This is a genomic window from Weissella paramesenteroides ATCC 33313, from assembly GCF_000160575.1.
GTDB lineage: Bacteria > Bacillota > Bacilli > Lactobacillales > Lactobacillaceae > Weissella > Weissella paramesenteroides.
This window is the reverse complement of sequence record NZ_GG697132.1, coordinates 185978-203082: the sequence shown is the minus strand read 5'-3', so window position 1 is coordinate 203082 and position 17105 is coordinate 185978. Positions and strand designations below refer to the sequence as shown.

The 17105-nt window shown below is 37.6% G+C and carries 14 protein-coding genes, 1 pseudogene and 1 riboswitch; of the genes and pseudogenes, 11 read left to right on the top strand and 4 right to left on the bottom strand.

Translation table 11 applies throughout. From position 1 onward, the window contains the following. Positions 1–36 precede the first annotated feature (36 nt). From HMPREF0877_RS07830 to metK, 4 genes are all read left to right on the top strand, one after another. Positions 37–1143 carry an ABC transporter ATP-binding protein gene (locus tag HMPREF0877_RS07830; RefSeq protein ID WP_002828792.1) on the top strand — a complete coding sequence of 369 codons (1107 nt, stop codon included), beginning with the start codon at positions 37–39 and terminating at the stop codon, positions 1141–1143. Positions 1144–1342: 199 nt separating this feature from the next. Then, the gene (locus HMPREF0877_RS07825; RefSeq protein ID WP_040761013.1) at positions 1343–1633 is read left to right on the top strand and encodes a hypothetical protein; all 291 of its coding nucleotides are present in this window, start codon (positions 1343–1345) and stop codon (positions 1631–1633) included. Positions 1634–1675: 42 nt separating this feature from the next. Beyond that, positions 1676–2872 (top strand): coiled-coil domain-containing protein, encoded by a 1197-nt coding sequence (locus HMPREF0877_RS07820; protein WP_138075720.1) that lies wholly within the window; start codon positions 1676–1678, stop codon positions 2870–2872. A gap of 84 nt (positions 2873–2956) precedes the next feature. Further along, a riboswitch (SAM riboswitch) is annotated at positions 2957–3044 on the top strand. 91 nt (positions 3045–3135) lie between these two features. Next, positions 3136–4329, top strand: a complete 1194-nt coding sequence (metK, locus tag HMPREF0877_RS07815; RefSeq protein ID WP_002828789.1) for a methionine adenosyltransferase — start codon at positions 3136–3138, stop codon at positions 4327–4329. Positions 4330–4405: 76 nt separating this feature from the next. Here metK and HMPREF0877_RS07810 read toward each other — a convergent pair whose 3' ends face one another. Then, positions 4406–5179: a sulfite exporter TauE/SafE family protein gene (locus HMPREF0877_RS07810; protein ID WP_002828788.1), complete on the bottom strand. Its 774-nt coding sequence runs from the start codon at positions 5177–5179 to the stop codon at positions 4406–4408. Between the two features lie 123 nt (positions 5180–5302). On the opposite strand from HMPREF0877_RS07810, the gene HMPREF0877_RS07805 reads away from it, so the two are divergent. The 4 genes and pseudogenes from HMPREF0877_RS07805 to HMPREF0877_RS07790 all read left to right on the top strand — a co-directional run bounded on the left by HMPREF0877_RS07805 (position 5303) and on the right by HMPREF0877_RS07790 (position 9833). After that, on the top strand, positions 5303–5890 hold the full coding sequence (locus HMPREF0877_RS07805) for a TetR/AcrR family transcriptional regulator (RefSeq protein WP_002828787.1): 588 nt from the start codon (positions 5303–5305) through the stop codon (positions 5888–5890). Between the two features lie 190 nt (positions 5891–6080). Further along, positions 6081–6602 (top strand): annotated as a pseudogene (locus HMPREF0877_RS09865) (NAD(P)-dependent oxidoreductase). 679 nt (positions 6603–7281) lie between these two features. Further along, positions 7282–9102 (top strand): pyruvate oxidase, encoded by a 1821-nt coding sequence (spxB, locus tag HMPREF0877_RS07795; RefSeq protein WP_002828784.1) that lies wholly within the window; start codon positions 7282–7284, stop codon positions 9100–9102. Between the two features lie 152 nt (positions 9103–9254). After that, positions 9255–9833 carry a C39 family peptidase gene (locus HMPREF0877_RS07790; protein WP_002828783.1) on the top strand — a complete coding sequence of 193 codons (579 nt, stop codon included), beginning with the start codon at positions 9255–9257 and terminating at the stop codon, positions 9831–9833. A gap of 57 nt (positions 9834–9890) precedes the next feature. Here HMPREF0877_RS07790 and HMPREF0877_RS07785 read toward each other — a convergent pair whose 3' ends face one another. The 3 genes from HMPREF0877_RS07785 to HMPREF0877_RS07775 all read right to left on the bottom strand — a co-directional run bounded on the left by HMPREF0877_RS07785 (position 9891) and on the right by HMPREF0877_RS07775 (position 12640). Continuing rightward, positions 9891–10958, bottom strand: a complete 1068-nt coding sequence (locus HMPREF0877_RS07785) for a hypothetical protein (protein WP_002828782.1) — start codon at positions 10956–10958, stop codon at positions 9891–9893. A gap of 173 nt (positions 10959–11131) precedes the next feature. Further along, on the bottom strand, positions 11132–12013 hold the full coding sequence (locus HMPREF0877_RS07780; RefSeq protein ID WP_002828781.1) for a class II fructose-bisphosphate aldolase: 882 nt from the start codon (positions 12011–12013) through the stop codon (positions 11132–11134). A 3-nt stretch (positions 12014–12016) separates the two neighbouring features. After that, positions 12017–12640, bottom strand: a complete 624-nt coding sequence (locus HMPREF0877_RS07775) for a 5' nucleotidase, NT5C type (protein ID WP_002828780.1) — start codon at positions 12638–12640, stop codon at positions 12017–12019. A 396-nt stretch (positions 12641–13036) separates the two neighbouring features. Here HMPREF0877_RS07775 and HMPREF0877_RS09860 point away from each other — a divergent pair, with 396 nt between their 5' ends. The 3 genes from HMPREF0877_RS09860 to HMPREF0877_RS07760 all read left to right on the top strand — a co-directional run bounded on the left by HMPREF0877_RS09860 (position 13037) and on the right by HMPREF0877_RS07760 (position 17105). After that, on the top strand, positions 13037–14203 hold the full coding sequence (locus tag HMPREF0877_RS09860; RefSeq protein ID WP_002828779.1) for a DUF4767 domain-containing protein: 1167 nt from the start codon (positions 13037–13039) through the stop codon (positions 14201–14203). A 168-nt stretch (positions 14204–14371) separates the two neighbouring features. Then, entirely contained in the window at positions 14372–15205 is an 834-nt protein-coding gene (locus tag HMPREF0877_RS07765; protein ID WP_040761010.1) for a VOC family protein, read from the top strand. 157 nt (positions 15206–15362) lie between these two features. Further along, a complete protein-coding gene (locus HMPREF0877_RS07760) occupies positions 15363–17105 on the top strand; it encodes an ABC transporter ATP-binding protein (RefSeq protein ID WP_002828777.1) in 1743 nt (580 codons plus the stop codon).

Here is a 17105-nt window from a genome sequence, read left to right as displayed (position 1 = left end):
ATAAGAAAATATAAAGAAGGATAGGGTGACGTTCACATGGCTCAAATAGCACTGGATCACATTTATAAAAAATACGAAAATGCTTCAGATTATTCGGTGACTGATTTTAATTTGCAGATTAAGGATCGCGAATTTATTGTTTTCGTTGGTCCGTCAGGATGTGGCAAATCAACGACACTACGAATGATTGCCGGTTTGGAAGATATTTCAGAAGGTGAGTTGAAAATTGATGACAAAGTTGTTAATAATGAGTCACCAAAGGATCGTGATATTGCGATGGTATTCCAAAATTATGCCTTGTATCCACACATGACGGTATACGATAATATGGCATTCGGTCTTAAGATTCGTAAATATGATAAAGCTGAGATCGATAAGCGCGTGAAGGATGCGGCTGAAATTCTTGGACTAAGTGATTATCTAAAGCGTAAGCCAGCTGCTTTGTCTGGTGGTCAACGACAACGTGTTGCTTTGGGACGTTCAATTGTGCGTGACGCACCAATCTTCTTAATGGATGAGCCACTATCTAATTTGGATGCTAAGTTGCGTGTATCAATGCGTGCTGAAATTGCAAAGTTACATCAACGATTGAATACCACAACCATTTATGTGACTCATGATCAAACTGAAGCGATGACGATGGCTGATCGCATTGTGATTATGAAAGACGGTAAAATCCAACAAGTTGGTACACCAAAAGAAGTTTATGACAATCCAGCAAATGTATTTGTGGGTGGATTTATTGGATCACCAGCGATGAACTTCTTTAACATTACTTTGAAGGGCGATAAAATCACTGATGAAGGTGGTAATTTTGAACTCGAAGTGCCACAAGGTTGTGCCAAGGTTCTTAATGACAAGGGTTACCAAGGTAAAAAACTAATCTTTGGTATTCGTCCGGAAGATTTGCACACAGAAAATGCCTTTTTGGAAACGTTCCCTAATGCAGTTGTCTCGGCTAAAATTGTCGTTTCAGAATTGCTTGGGGCAGAGTCACAACTATATAGCAAAATTGGTAATACAGAAGTTGTTGCCAAGGTAGATGGACGCGATTTTAAAGAAACAGGATCAGAATTGAAGCTTGGCTTTGATTTGAACCGTGCTCATTTCTTTGACCCTGAAAGTGAAATGGCAGTTTATTAATTCAATAAATCATTAATCGCTTTATATAAAAGTAGCACCATGGACTCCGATTTGATTGGGAGGACATGGTGCTACTTTTTTGTAAATAAAGCAAAGCTAATTTTTTAATTTTTGTATAATTTTGTGTCATGAAAAATATTGTTTTCTGAAACGAAACAAAGTAACATTTGACTATAATTATCTGATGAAAGGTTACTTTATGAAGCTTAATAAACAACACATAACAGAAAAGAAAGAGCAAGTAGTCACTGATATAAAGAACTTTGAGAGTTTTGTAAAAAAGATTTATACCAGTGATAGTTTATTATCACGTCAGCAATTGCATAAATTGAACCAAACTAGTCAAATCATGCTAAGACCTTTGCAGTCACAATTGGATGATAAATTACCCACACAATCATTTAATTTAAGTTTAATTCGTTATAAAAATGATTTGCGGGTGCGACAATTACAGGTCGTTTTGCCAACTGGTGAAGTAACCAATATTTAAAAATTTTTAAAGCAATTGAATTTATTATTATTAGGTAAAATTTTGGAAAGCGATTTCTATCAAAATATTAAATTAACTGTTGTGTCCAACGTACAGATAGAAACAGCTGACAAAATAAAGCGAGCTAACCAGTCGTTGAAGCAACGTATTCGACAATTAACTGATGCAAAAATTCAATTAATGGAGCAATATGACTGTACCCAGGTAAAGTTGGCACAGCAGGCAAAACAATTGATTATTAGAGAAAAGCAGAATGAGAAATTACAAACAAAGATTAAACAACTTGAACAGACAATTCTGGATTGCCGATTTGAATTTGAAAAACAAAAAACAGAAATGAGTACACTTCGTGAACAAATCCGGATTAAACAGACAAAACAAAATCGTCAAAAAGTAGTCAAGCAGATTTCAAATATCAAACATGTTTGTCCAAAATTAGATGATAAATCCTTCAAAGAAGAAATTGCATCCTTAAAACAGAAATTCTCAGAGGTGCAAGCAGAATTACGTTTGTACAAGAAGCGAAGCCATCCTGATGCACCAATTAGCCGTTCAGAGAGAATTCGACAGTTAACCAGTGAATTAAATTTTGCATGTGTTGAAGATTATCACCCATTGCTTCGTCTGGTGCACAAATATAATGATTTAGTTGCGGAAGATTTGACCTTATGGCAGCAAATACAGGGTCACTTTGAAAAAATTGATGAATGCTGGCGATTTATTGATCAAAATGGGCAAGTGTATGCATTGTCTGATATATCTTTAAATGGTATTACACAAGATTCACTGACAACAGACTATTATTACTCTGCTCGACAACGTTCTGATACGGGATATGTGATGATGATTCGTCAGCTAAACAAGCGCGTCATTGATCAGCAACCGACACAGGAGGAAACTGAAACTACTAGTCCAATACTGTCCTTGAAGAAACAGGTATTGATTATCTCTTGGTGGGGTGAGACAGTTAAAAATGCCACGAAAAAGTTAAATCATTTAGGTATCGATGTCGTCTGGTTGGATCCATCAGATGTTAGTAATGATAAAATTATGCATGAAATGCAAAAAGCGCAATATGATTTTGTACTAATTGTTATGCGTGGTGCGCATCATGAAACGGTTACTGCAGCGCATCGGCTGCGACGTTCAGGTAGACAAATCAAGGTTGCAAATAACCCCGGGGCAAGCGCAATGTTTGATTATGTAAGTGGTGCACTGGGGTTAGCTGATGAATGCTAGTTAAGGACACTTACTAAAAATAACTTGCGGAATAATAAAAAAATCAGTATTATAGGTTAAGTATTAAAAAGTAAATAACTCGACATCCTATCAAGAGTCAGGGAGGGACTAGACCCCGTGAGCTGACACCAACTACCGTAACGGTGATGTGGTAATTTCTAGCAGATAGGCGCATATCGACTAAACCCCGACGTGCCGCCTATGTGTGGTCGCCGGGGTTATTTATTTTGATTTTCGTTAGCAAAGGAGATATTTAATAAATCATGTCAGAAAAGCGTTTATTTACGTCAGAATCCGTTTCAGAAGGTCACCCAGATAAGGTGTCTGATCAAATTTCAGATGCCATTTTGGATGCCGTTCTAAAAGAAGATCCACAAGCACGAACAGCCGTTGAAACATCTGTCACAACTGGATATGTTAATGTATTTGGTGAGGTATCAACGACCGCATATGTGAATATTAATGATATTGTACGTAAGACCTTGAAGCGTATTGGGTATGATGATCCCGATGCTGGTTTCTTGGCTGATGATATTCATGTGGGTATTACAATTGATGAGCAATCACCAGATATTGCCCAAGGTGTTGATTCAGCTATTGAACAACGTGAGGATGGTGGCGTTGATCCGCTTGACCAAATTGGTGCCGGTGATCAAGGTTTGATGTTTGGTTTTGCAACCAACGAAACTGATGAATATCTACCACTATCAGTTGTTTTGTCACATAAGTTAGTAAAGAAGCAAGCAGACGTTCGTCGTGCAGGTATTTTGGATTACCTATTGCCTGATGCAAAGGCACAAGTAACTGTCGAACTTGATGAAAATGATAAGCCAATTCGTATTGATACGGTTGTTTTGTCAACACAACACCGTGCATCAGTATCATTGGAGCAATTACGTCGTGATGTACGTGAGTTAATTATCAAGCCAATCCTACCTGCAGATATGGTTGATGATGAGACACGTTATTTGATTAACCCAACCGGTCGTTTTGTTATTGGTGGACCTAAGGGTGATGCTGGTATGACGGGTCGTAAGGTAATCGTTGATACATACGGTGGTTATGCACGTCATGGTGGTGGTGCTTTCTCTGGAAAGGATGCTACAAAGGTTGACCGTTCAGCTGCGTATGCAACGCGTCACATTGCCAAGAACATTGTGGCTGCTGGTTTGGCTGAAAAGGTTGAAATTCAAGTTGCCTATGCCATCGGTGTGGCAGCGCCAGTTTCAGTTAACGTCAATACATTCGGTACTGGTAAGGTATCTGATGATGATTTGGTTGCCGCTATTCGCGATTTGTTTGAATTGCGTCCAGCTGGAATTATCGAAGACTTAGATTTACGTAAGCCACGTTATGAAGCAACTGCTGCCTATGGTCACTTTGGTCGTCCAGAATTGGACTTGCCATGGGAACGTTTGGACAAGGTTGATGAATTGAAGGCATATTTCAATAAATAAATGATGATAAAAAAGAGCTGTGAAAATTGATTTCACAGCTCCTTTTTTTAGAGTAAGTCATTCATGGCAGGTATCATTATTTAAATAGTAATGCGAGTCCCATTATCAAATTTCCTAAAATAAGCAAAGCATCGACAATCTGATTGTTTTGTGATTTTGATTGTTTAGCGATACTAATTTTGAGCAAATTTGCACCTAAAATGGCGCCTACGATAGCGCTACCAGCAAGTATACTAGCGAGTAGCCAATCAACAGAGCCACTTGTTGCTCTTGCAATAAAACCGACCAACGAAATACCAGATAAAACAAATACTGATGTGCCAACAGTTTGAAATGTTGTGCAACCAAGAAGTGTTAAACCAGCAATAATTGTTGTTGTACCACTCGTGCCAACTAATCCGGATAATAAGCCGCTGATAATACCAAAAAAGCTGGTTTGACAAAAGGTGTATTTGTTACTGTGGTAGACTGATTTAACAAGTTTGACAGGTTGCCTTTTTTTAATTATCATCAAGACGGTTAGCAAGATGATGATACTACCGATTAAGCGGTTGTAGTGATTTGTGGGGATATCATTAGAAAAGTATGATCCAATTAATGCACCGATAGTGCCCCAACCAATCATGATCCAGCCAATTTTAAAATTTATGTTACCTGATTTAGCATGTAAACCACTACTAATGGCTGCTACTGGGAACATAGTTGCTAATGAAGTAGCTGTTGCAACAACGGGAGAGACATTAAAACCTAAAGTTAGGATACTAACATAGAGTGCCCCAGCGCCACCTCCTGTGATAACAGTGAATCCTCCCATGATTACACCAGCGATAACTAAATATAAAAATGACATATTTTAATTTCCTATCCTTATATAATTTATATTGTACTTAAAATTATAAAAAGATATTAATTAGAAACAACCAACAATGTGCACTGTTTTGTTGGGAGACGTGAAATCAGAAAGAGTCGTGTGATGGTTAATATAGTGAAAAAACAAATGATGAATTACAAAATTATGCAGGCTTTTTGGACGCTATATCAACAAAAAAACCTACAACAAATTAGCGTACGTGAGATCATTGAGCAAGTACCATGTAATCGTAGTACTTTTTATGCACATTTTACTGATATATATGATTTGTTGAATCAGTTTGAAAATCACCTACTACCAAAATCTTCACAACCTAGCGTACAGAAGATGATAATAAGTGATAATATTCAGGTATCTATTGAACAATGTCGCTGGCTCTATAGTCAGTATAAAAATTATTATGAAGTATTATTGGAAAATAAACATAATACAACTTTTCGGCCAAAACTCATCGATTTCTGTAGTGAAATTATCAAAAGGCATTTGAATTATCCTTTAGATAAGGAGGATTTTGATATTGATTTACTAGTAGAAATTACAGCTAATACAATTTTAACGACACTTATTTTTTATATGAAGAGAACGGATCGACCAAAGGCAACGGCAATTGTAAATTTAATAACAGAAATTCTTAATAATGGTATCTCTGAACAATTACAATGGCGGTTATCATTAAAAAATCAAACATAGTTTGAAACTTGCTTCAGTTTTTAAAGTATGAAGGCGTCAATCTACCGAGTTCAAATAGGTGGTTTGATGTCTTTTTCTGTTCAGAATAACTAATCCCTTCCAAGCACTTGTAAAATGATCAGTATTAGTTTTAATGTTAAAATAATTTAAAAAGTATACAACATATTAGCAAAAAGGGTAAGTGAATTTAATGCAAATTACAGTTTTTGGCGCAAGTAGTAAAACTGGTAGTCAAGTTATTCAGCAGGCTTTGAATCGTGGCTATCAGGTGGTTGCTTATGTCAGAGAAGCAGCAAAATTGACTTTGACTGACTAAAATTTAAAAGTTGTTGAAGGACAGTTAGATGATTTAAACATGGTTAAACAGGCAATTTCAGGCAGTCAAGCCGTTGTAAGTGCCTTGGGTCCCACAGGCAAGCCGGAGAGTGATCAACAAATCAGTTTGGGAATCGCAAATATTTTGACGGCGCTAAAAGAATTTGGTATCAAACGCTTTGTGGCGTTATCAACAACTAGTGCACAGGATGCGCTTGATATTGATAGCACAAAATTTAAATTAAGACGGACAATGATTCGTAAAGGTAATGAATCAATTGTTAAATATACGGAGTTAGTTCGTCAATCTGACTGTGATTGGACGCTACTTAGAATTGCATCGCTATTAACTGATAAACCTTTAAATAAAAAGCGTGCATGTTGGGTATTTGGGTAAGGATAAATTACAGTTTAAACTATCGCGAGCCAACCTAGCTTGGTACATGTTAGAATAATTAAATAGTACAGAATTTGTACGTCAGGCACCCGCAATTAGTGACTAAATTCAAGTGGCGATGTAGATAATAAATGCTAGTAAAAAGCACCAGGCTAACAGTTGAAGTGCTAAAAAAAGTTAGGCATTTAAATAAATCTTTATAACTCAAGACCTGTTTTCAATATGTAACTGGAACAGGTCTTTTGTTTTGGGGTAAATTTCACTAATTAGTGATTATATACTTTGGACAATTTTACATAACTTCAGAGATTGTGAAAAATTTAACGGCGAGTTTCATGAACATTATTTTAAAAATATTTGAATGTTTTGTGAAAATGTTCATTAATTATTAGCCATAAATTTATGAAATAAATTTGAAGATAAAAAGGAATTTTTTTATAAATTAAACATTTTTTCTAACATAGTAATATAATACAAACTAATTATAATATATTGTATATAGTTATAAATAGTTTACAATAATGTTTAATTTGAAAGAATATCTGTATATGCTTTTATATTATATTGATTTATTTTATAAAAACTAGCTTGACATTATACTACTACTTAAAATATAATTTTATTTGGTAAAAGTAAGAAAGCGTTTCCAAAACGCAAACATGTAGGGAGATATGTTGAAATGTCAGAGAACAAAACAACTGCTGGTTTAGCAGCTTTGAAGGTTATGGAAGGTTGGGGTGTTCACACTGTATACGGTGTGCCATCCGGAACATTGAGTGGATTCATGGATGCGATGGGAAATCCTGAAAACAACATCAAGTTCTTGCAAGTTAAGCACGAAGAAGTTGGTGCCATGGCCGCAGTTATGCAATGGAAGTTTGGCGGTAAAATCGGTGTTACTGTTGGATCAGGTGGACCTGGTGCAACTCACTTGATCAACGGTTTGTACGATGCAGCAATGGATAACGTTCCTGTATTGGCAATCTTGGGTTCAAAGCCAGTTCGTGAATTGAACATGGACTCATTCCAAGAATTGAACCAAAACCCAATGTATGAAAACATTGCGGTTTATAACCGTCGTGTTGCTACTGCAGAGCAACTACCTCACTTGGTTGATGATGCAATCCGTACTGCAATCGCTAAGCATGGTGTAGCAGTTCTTGAAGTTCCTGCTGACTTTGGATTTGCAGAATTAGATGCAGATTCAATCTATTCAACACCTTTGTATTCTTCAGGACTAAAGTTCAAGAACTACAAGTCAGCACCAGTTGATGCAGCAGATATTGACGAAGCTGTAGAACTATTGAACCAAGCAAAGCGTCCAGTTATTTATGCTGGTGTTGGTACTATGGGACATGGTCCAGCCGTTCAAGAATTGGCTCGTAAGATCAAGGCACCTGTTATTACAACAGGAAAGAACTTTGAGACTTTCGATTGGGACTTCGAAGCTTTGACTGGATCAACATTCCGTGTTGGTTGGAAGCCAGCTAACGAATCTGTTCTTGAAGCAGATACTGTCTTGTTCGTTGGAACAAACTTCCCGTTCTCAGAAGTTGAAGGTACATTCCGTAACGTTGAAAAGTTCATCCAAATTGATAACAACCCAGCTATGCTAGGTAAGCGTCACCAAACTGACGTTGCTATCCTTGGTGATGCTGGTGAAGCAATTGATGCCATCCTTGCAAAGGTTGCACCTGTTGAAGAATCAGCTTGGTGGAATGCTAACATTAAGAACGTTCAAAACTGGCGTGATTACATGAACAAACTTGAGCAAAAGACTGAAGGTGATCTTCAAGCTTACCAAGTTTACAATGCTATTAACAAGTACGCTGCAGAAGATGCAATCTTCTCAACTGATGTTGGTAACGTTACTCAAATGTCAATCCGTCACTTGCACATGACACCAAAGAACATGTGGCGTACTTCACCATTGTTTGCCACAATGGGTATTGGTTTGCCAGGTGGTATCGGTGCCAAGAACACTTACCCAGATCGTCAAGTTTGGAACTTGATGGGTGATGGTGCCTTCTCAATGACTTACCCAGATGTTGTGACAAACGTTCGCTACAACATGCCAGTTATCAACGTTGTGTTCACAAACACTGAGTATGGTTTCATCAAGAACAAGTATGAGGATACTAATACTTACAACTTCGGTGTTGACTTTACTGACGTTGATTACGCTAAGATCGGTGAGGCACAAGGTGCTGTTGGTTTGACGGTTAGCCGTATCGAAGATATCGATCGCGTTATGAAGGAAGCTGTTGATTACTACAACCAAGGTCGTGTTGTTGTTATCGATGCTAAGATCACTAAGGATCGTCCAATTCCTGTTGAGACATTGAAGCTTGATACTAACTTGTACAGCGAAGATGTTGTTAAGTCTTACAAGGAAAAGTACGAAGCTGAAGAGCTTGTACCATTCCGCGAGTTCCTTGAAGCTGAAGGTCTAACTTCAAAGTACATCAAAGAAGACAACGGTAACAAGTTTAGCTTCTAATTAAATGAATGCAAAAAGTACCATTAGCGCTATGCTGATGGTACTTTTTTTCTGGCGTAGAATTCATTAGTCTTTTTATAGTTAATAAAATTATGAGCGGAGTATAATAAATTTATTGATATAAAAATAAATTTAGCCAATGAAGTGGCTGAATGGATAGCTGGGTAGAAAATTTGGAAAATCTAATGAAAAGCTATGGCATGGCTGTCAGGGAACAGTTAAAAGCACAAGGATTAAATGATGACTTAATTTTGCAGACTGATGAACGGTGGGCTAATGAAATTTATGGCTGGGGAACCGATGCAACGGTTGGTAACAACGCATGCGCCATTGCTTCATTAGCAATGATTAATGCTTATTGGCAACATACACCATTAACGATTAATCAAGTGCTTAATTGGGCGGGGAATGACTATTTTACAGATTCCGGCACCTTATGGTCTATTTTTCCTGCTTTTGCAGAAAAGTATGGTTATAAGTATAAGGATCTTGGGACAAACGTTGCGGATGCATTACCATACCTAAAAAACAACGTGCCAGTGCTCATTTCTGTGAAACCTGGTCGATTTACAACAGTTGGTCACATCATGGTTCTAACGCACGCAGATGACGAATATATTCGGTTACTGGACCCTAATGATAATGAAAACAAGAATCACGCATTAACCTCCTTTTCAAAGGAAGTGATTCAAAAGGAATTACGGCATATTTGGGTGTTTATAGGGGAATGAAAAAACTTGTGCAGTTGTGAAAAATAGCTGCACAAGTTTTTTTAGAATGCTCATGTTTTAAAACTTTATCTCTGAAACATACGTTAGCTTCCTATGATAATCTAACTCAATGAAATCGGTTGGTTGCACATGACCAGGTTCTTTATCAAAGTAGGTCGCATCGGCAATTTGCAACATGGTATAAACAAATTGTGAGCAAAACATGATGTTACGACGCATCGAATGTTTTGTGACTAGGCCCAGTATGTTATAGGCGCTACCCGTCTGATTGATTTGTTTAATGGTATCAATGACTTTTCGTTTTTGAGTAACTGACACTGGGAGACGATAAATTAACACTGATGCATCAGCTTTTTTATGGAAAGCATGAATCATTTCAGGATTTAAGCCAGGCGGATAGACACGTTCACCACCATTGTAGCTAATGATAGTTGTTAAATCGGCATCAAAGCTAAGTGAAGCGTGATTAAATTGTTTTTGCGTGAATAAACCAATTAGTTCACTGGCAGCACTACCGGTGTTTGAAATGACGATGTAGAGACCAGGGTCAGTTAGAGATTGTTCAGCCTTTTGAAAATAATCATTATCTAAAGAGCCATTATTTACATAGCGGATGGCACTATGCCGATTTAAATCACTAAAAATTTCTTGGAGATTATGCATTGATAGTGTATGACGGAATTTACCAAATGTATTTACTGCTTGGTAAATACGTTTTTGATGATGCTTCATCTGTGAAAAAGTAATTGTGCTTACTTCTTCAACAGAAGGTAAATAAAAAGATGTATTTTTTGTGTAAATAACAACATCTTCCAGTAAAAATGGCAATGGTAATGTTGCTGCTGCAATAAAGTGCAGTAGCAGTTGATGCGTTCCTTGATTTGAGAAAACAACACTAATATAAAAAACAAGCTGCAGAATTAGTGTAATGGTGTAACTAATAAATAGGATGATTTTCAAACCGAGTGAATAGGGCACCATCGTAAATAGTTTAATCACTAGGAATACGAAAATAAAAATGGCAGTGAGAATAAATAAAGGTAGTGTACCGAATAGTATGATTATCAACAGTAGGCAGGTCGTTATAACCCAAAGGAATCGTTGATAATTAAAAATGTTATTCATAGAGATTGGTTGTCCTTTTAATTTGGTGTGATGCCTGAAACTGACTAAACAATATACTACCTTAGCTAGTCGTAAAGTAGTAGATTTAATTATGTTGATCCGCAAAAAAACAAGCTATCTTACTGGCAAACTTTTAGTCAGTGATAGCTTGTTTTTTGCTAGTATTTTATTGACTAAGCGTGGTTAGCGCTGCCGAACACAGCAATACGATCTACTAGAGCATTCTCAATGGCTTTTACACCAGGTGCAAGTAACTTACGTGGGTCGTAGTTCTTACCTTCCAAGTCATGATCAGCCAAAATGAAATCACGCAACGCTTGGTGGAAGGCTAATTGGGCTTCAGTATTAACGTTAACCTTTGAAACACCCATCGAAATTGCTGTTCGAATTTGATCATCAGGAACACCTGAACCACCATGTAAGACCACAGGTACTTTATAACCAGCAGCTTCATCAATGGCTGTTGTAATCTTTTGCAAATGGTCGAGGTGGAGACCTTGCCAATTATCTGGATAAGGACCATGAATGTTACCGATACCAGCTGCTAAGAAATCAATACCAGTTTCTACCATAGCAATTGTTTCTTCAACAGGTGCAATTTCACCATCGCCGATAATACCATCTTCTTCGCCACCAATTGTACCAACTTCGGCTTCTACCGAGATACCTTTAGCATGTGCCAAGGCAACGATTTCACGCGTTTTGGCTAGGTTTTCCTCTAATGGTAGATGTGAACCATCAAACATGACGGATGTAAATCCAGCAGCGATGGCAGATTTTGCAGCTTCATAATCACCATGATCAAGATGAATTGCAATTGGTACGGTGATGTTTAACTCGTGATCCAAGTTACGAATTAAGTCAGCAACTGTTTTGAAACCACCCATATACTTAATGGCACCCATTGAAGCAGCGACGATTGTAGGTGCTTGTTGGGCTTGTGCAACACGTAAAATGGCTTCTGTCCACTCAAGATTGTTGGTGTTAAATGCACCGACAGCATATCCTGATAAACGAGCTTTTGAAACAACATCTTTTCCTGAAACAATAGTCATTTTTTATTCCCAACTTTCTTTTTTAAATTCTGTGGTTGCATGACGCAACGCGTATTGGTTTTGTTTATTCGCATAGGCGATATCGTCACGCAGAGAGCCCTCGTTTGAATTGGCGATGCTAATCAAAAAAGGCACCAGTTCTGCGGTCCATACAAGTCGACTATCATAGCCGTATTGTAGCCAAAAACTATCTATTTTGGCATCGTCCCAATCACTAGCACCATGATAAGGGCGATCGTCTAATAACAGGCTATCTGGCATTTTTACTAAATTCTTTTGATGAGTTAAGACAACCTTTTTGTAAAAGGGACTGTCTGCATCATTACCGAAGTACTCGGTTAGCCAGTTGATTTTATCTTGCCAAGAACTAGGATTTTCCCAAGGCGCAGTGGAAAGAATGTATAAATCAAAGTGTTTGGCTAATTCTTTGACACCTTCTATTGCACCAGGTAATGGTTTTAGGTGGCGGAAGATGCCAGGAATTTGGTCTGGTTTTTTAACGTTATATTTTTGGACATTTTGACTTTCAGCATTTAATACAGGCAAAGTATCAACTAGTGTATTGTCCATATCGATAAATAATTTTTTGATAGAAGCCCCTCTTTTCTGCGTGATATGTAATGACATGACGCAAAATGAGTATACAGCTAAAATATGAGTAATACAAGGTGATTTTTTGCAATGGTATATATTCACAAATGCGATGAAAATTATTTTCAATTATTTATTTAAAGAAACTTTTAACACTTGATGTGATAGAAAAAGTATATAATCGCATATTATCAATCTTTAAAACGTTTGTGCATTTCAATGTGATAAGGATTTTCGTCAAAAACAAGCATGTGAATGACTATATTGGTATATAAAATTATTTTGATGACTAGAAAAAATAAAAATTATTTTCATTATTTAATCATTCATCATTTTTAGCCAGAGCAAAAGAAATATTCGCGTGACCCACCTATTGTATGGGATAATGGAAAGAAGAAATAAATCTCATTAGGTTATTGGAGGATTTAAACGATGACCGATAAAGAAAGATTGCGCCAGTACCAAGATTTATTGGAAGCTGGTGCTATTACAGAAGATGAATTTAATGATATGACGAAACATTTGCGTGAGAGAATTCAAGCAGATGAGCAGTTACCTGACGAAGAATCAGCAACTGAGTCTGAAACAGCAGCACCTTCTGTAGCAGAGAATCCGATTAGCGAGGATAAAACTGATTCAACAGCGGATGAAGTACAATCCGGGGATGATGTGGCGGATGAACCTTCTATTGAAGAGTCGGCTGAGGTAAATCAGCCTGAGAATGTTGAAGATGAACAAGCTGCTTCTGTTGAAAATGATAGTGTTGCAGATCAGGAACCCTTGGATTCAGGTGATTTGACTGAAGGGCAATCGTTGGAGACAGCTGAAGAGTTACAACCAACAAAGAACAAGAAGCCAAAATATAATTATGATCTGATTATTGCAGCGGTCGTTGTGCTAATCGTATTAATTGGTGGTGGGGTTGTGGTGGTAAGACACAATCAACAAAATGCCCAAATTGGTACGGAAACCACCCAAAAAGATACAAGTAAGTCAAAAGCAAGCTCGGCAAAAACATCAAAGAAAACAAAAACAGATAGCAAGAAAAATAGTAGTGAAAAAAAGAAGTCAAGTAGTGAGAAGAAAAAAACACCTGAAAAGGTAGCTGCCCAGTGGTCAGATAGCCAAATGAAAGAGTTAGCTGATTACATGGGAGTCTGGCAACAGGCAGTCGGTCAAACCTATGTTGGTACTTATGATGGTGGGACACCACAACACTTAACCTATAAGTTCCCCGAAGCATTGCAAAAGGGTAAGCTAGATGGTCATCTAAAACTTGATAATAAAGATGTATCATTTACCTGGTCACCTAAGGCAGACAAAAAGGCTGACTATCAAGTTGTTGCAGTTGCGACTGGTTCACGACAAGGTTCGGATGCACCAACGACTTATTTCTTCGTGATTCATGATGGTCAAGGTACTGTCTACGCGACAGAAACGGCAAGTGGTGAGGATCTAACCTTATCGCCAACGCAAAATGCTGATTTACAGAATAACTTTGCTAGCATTGTTAACGAACAAGCTGAAAGTTCATCGGCAACTTCAGAATCACAAGCAAACATCACTTTCAATGACGGAACGACCGTGTCTGAATCATAAGTGATTAAGATGAAAGCAGGCAAAAATACATTATTTAGAATAAGGCTAAGAATCAAAGTTGGGCCAAAAAGGCTATGTCCCAACTTTGGTTCTTTTCTTTTTGCTCGTTATAAGTAATCTGTGATACACTTACTTTTAGTAGGTAAAATAAGGAAAGAGATGTGTAAAATGAAAACGGCAAGATATGATATTCAACGTTTAACAATGCGTGTTGTAGATGAAGAACGGACACGTGTTTTTTATGAAAAAGTTTTGGGCTTAGTCGATGTCTCATCAGATGAAAACCATATTGATTATGCGTTTCGAGAAGGTGAAGCACCGTTTCTAACAATGTTATTAAATGGTAAAGCACAAACTGTTGCTCAAACAGGACTGTATCATGTTGCGTTATTATTTCCAAACGCAGCAGAATTAGCTTCGTTGTTACATCGTTTGCTAACACTACAGATTCCGGTTGGTGCAGGTGATCATACGGTCAGTGAAGCACTGTATATTAATGACTTTGAAGGAAATGGTCTTGAACTTTATCATGATCGTGATGCAGCAGGTTGGCAGTGGACAGATGGACAGGTAAAGATGGGCACTGATGAAGTTGATGCTGATGCGCTACTAGCTAAAAAAACACATGAATGGTCAGGATTTCCGGTGGGAATGAAAATTGGCCATTTACATTTTATGGGGAATGACTTAGACGTGGCTGATCACTTCTTTTTAGACTTTTTACAGATGGATTTAGTAACTGATATGCGGCCGGGTGCTAGTTTTTATTCGAATAATCATTATCACCACCATCATGCGGTTAATCTATGGCAAAGTCGCCATAGTGACCGTCGCCATCTTGATGAAGCTGGTCTAGTTGGTTGGCAGGTGATTGTCGACGAAAAGTACTTTGCACTGTTAACACAACGTGCAGAACAAATGCCAGGTTTAATTGAAAATTCTCATGCTCAAATCGTCATTGTTGATCCAATGGGTTCGACATTAACAATCAATCATGAATAGTAGGGGATTACCCACACTTCTCGCGTCTACAGTGATGAGTGTGGGGTTTTTAATTGGAAAATTTGGCAGTAACATCAGAAACTAGTTATTTGCGTATTAAAATGGTATAAAATATATTATCATGCATTTTTAATTTAATATTCAAGGAGGTGAGAATGTGAGCATTTTCATAAAATTAAGTTGGTATTTTAAACAGGAATGGCGAATTTATGCCATTGGGGTGCTGGGATTAGTGCTAACGGCTATCTTTGGTATTTTTCCACCTTGGATTATCGGGCACCTTGTCGATTTAATTCGTGACGAAAAACTAACTGCTGATTATCTGTTTCTGCTATTAGGTGGGTTAGTAGCAGTTGCTATTATCCAGTACATCGCACGTTATATGTGGCGTAATGCAATTTGGGGTGAAGCGGCAAAATTAGAATCATTATTGCGTCACCGTATTTTTTGGCATTATATGCAAATGGATACAGCTTTTTTTCAGCGGTATCGTACGGGTGATTTGATGGCGCATGCGACAAATGATTTATCAGCTATTCAACGAGTTGCTGGTGGTGGTATTCTGCAATTTGCAGACTCATTGATAACGGGTGGCACAACTTTGATTGCCATGATGTTAGTTGTTGACTGGCGGCTGACCTTGATTGCTATCTTACCATTGCCATTATTGGCAGTGATGGCACGTACACTCGGTAATAAGATGCATATTGCCTTTAAAAAATCACAAGCAGCATTTTCACGATTGAATAACAAAGCGCAAGAAAGCATTAGTGGTGTCAAAGTTATCAAAAGTTTTGGTCAAGAAGCGGCAGATATACAAGATTTTAATCAACAGATTGATGACACGATTACGATTAATCAACATGTGAATAAACTAGATGCCTTATTTGATCCGATTACAACGATGATTATGGCCATTTCATATGTTGTTACGATTATCTATGGTGGTCATTTAGTAAATACTTCGGTAATTACTTTAGGTGCATTAGTTTCGTTTGTCTCTTATTTATCAATGCTTGTTTGGCCGATGTTTGCTTTAGGTATGTTATTCAATACTTTAGAACGTGGTAATGCAAGTTATGATCGAATTGAAGCAATTATGGCAGAAAAAAGTAGCATTATTGAACCTGAAGATGCTGTGAATAAAACACCAGTAGGAAATGTCGATTATCAAGTTGCATCATTCACCTTTCCGGGGGCAACAGCTCCAGCGTTAACAAATATTAATTTCAATATTGCAGCTGGTAAAACGTTAGGTTTGGTTGGATCAGTTGGATCTGGGAAAAGTACGATTATTCGGTTGTTATTACGAGAATTTGATAATTATCAAGGTGCAATAACGTTTAATACATTAGATATTTGCCAGTATCAACTGGATGCATATATGCCAGCGATTGGATACGTTCCACAGGAAACGTATCTGTTTTCTGACACCGTTCGTGAAAATATTCGTTTTGCACGTCCAAATGCAACGCAAGCTGAAGTTGAGGAAGCTGCTTATAAAAGCGATTTAGCAGAACAGGTAGATAATATGCCGGAAGGTTATGATACACCAGTTGGTGAAGAAGGGATTTCATTATCAGGTGGTCAACGACAACGACTAGCCATTGCCCGTGCATTATTGATTGATCCTGAGCTACTGATTTTGGATGATGCACTATCAGCGGTGGATGCTGAAACGGAAACAGCAATTTTACAGACGTTACGCCAGGAGCGACAAAATAAGACGACCATTATTGCTTCACATCGTTTAAGTTCGGTGATGGATGCTGATGAGATATTGGTTATGCAAGATGGTCAAATTATTGAAAGAGGAACGCATGATTCGTTGATCTCACAAAATGGTTGGTATGCAAAAACATTTGCTTTGCAAGCTTTAGCAGTTGAAGGGGAGGTATGA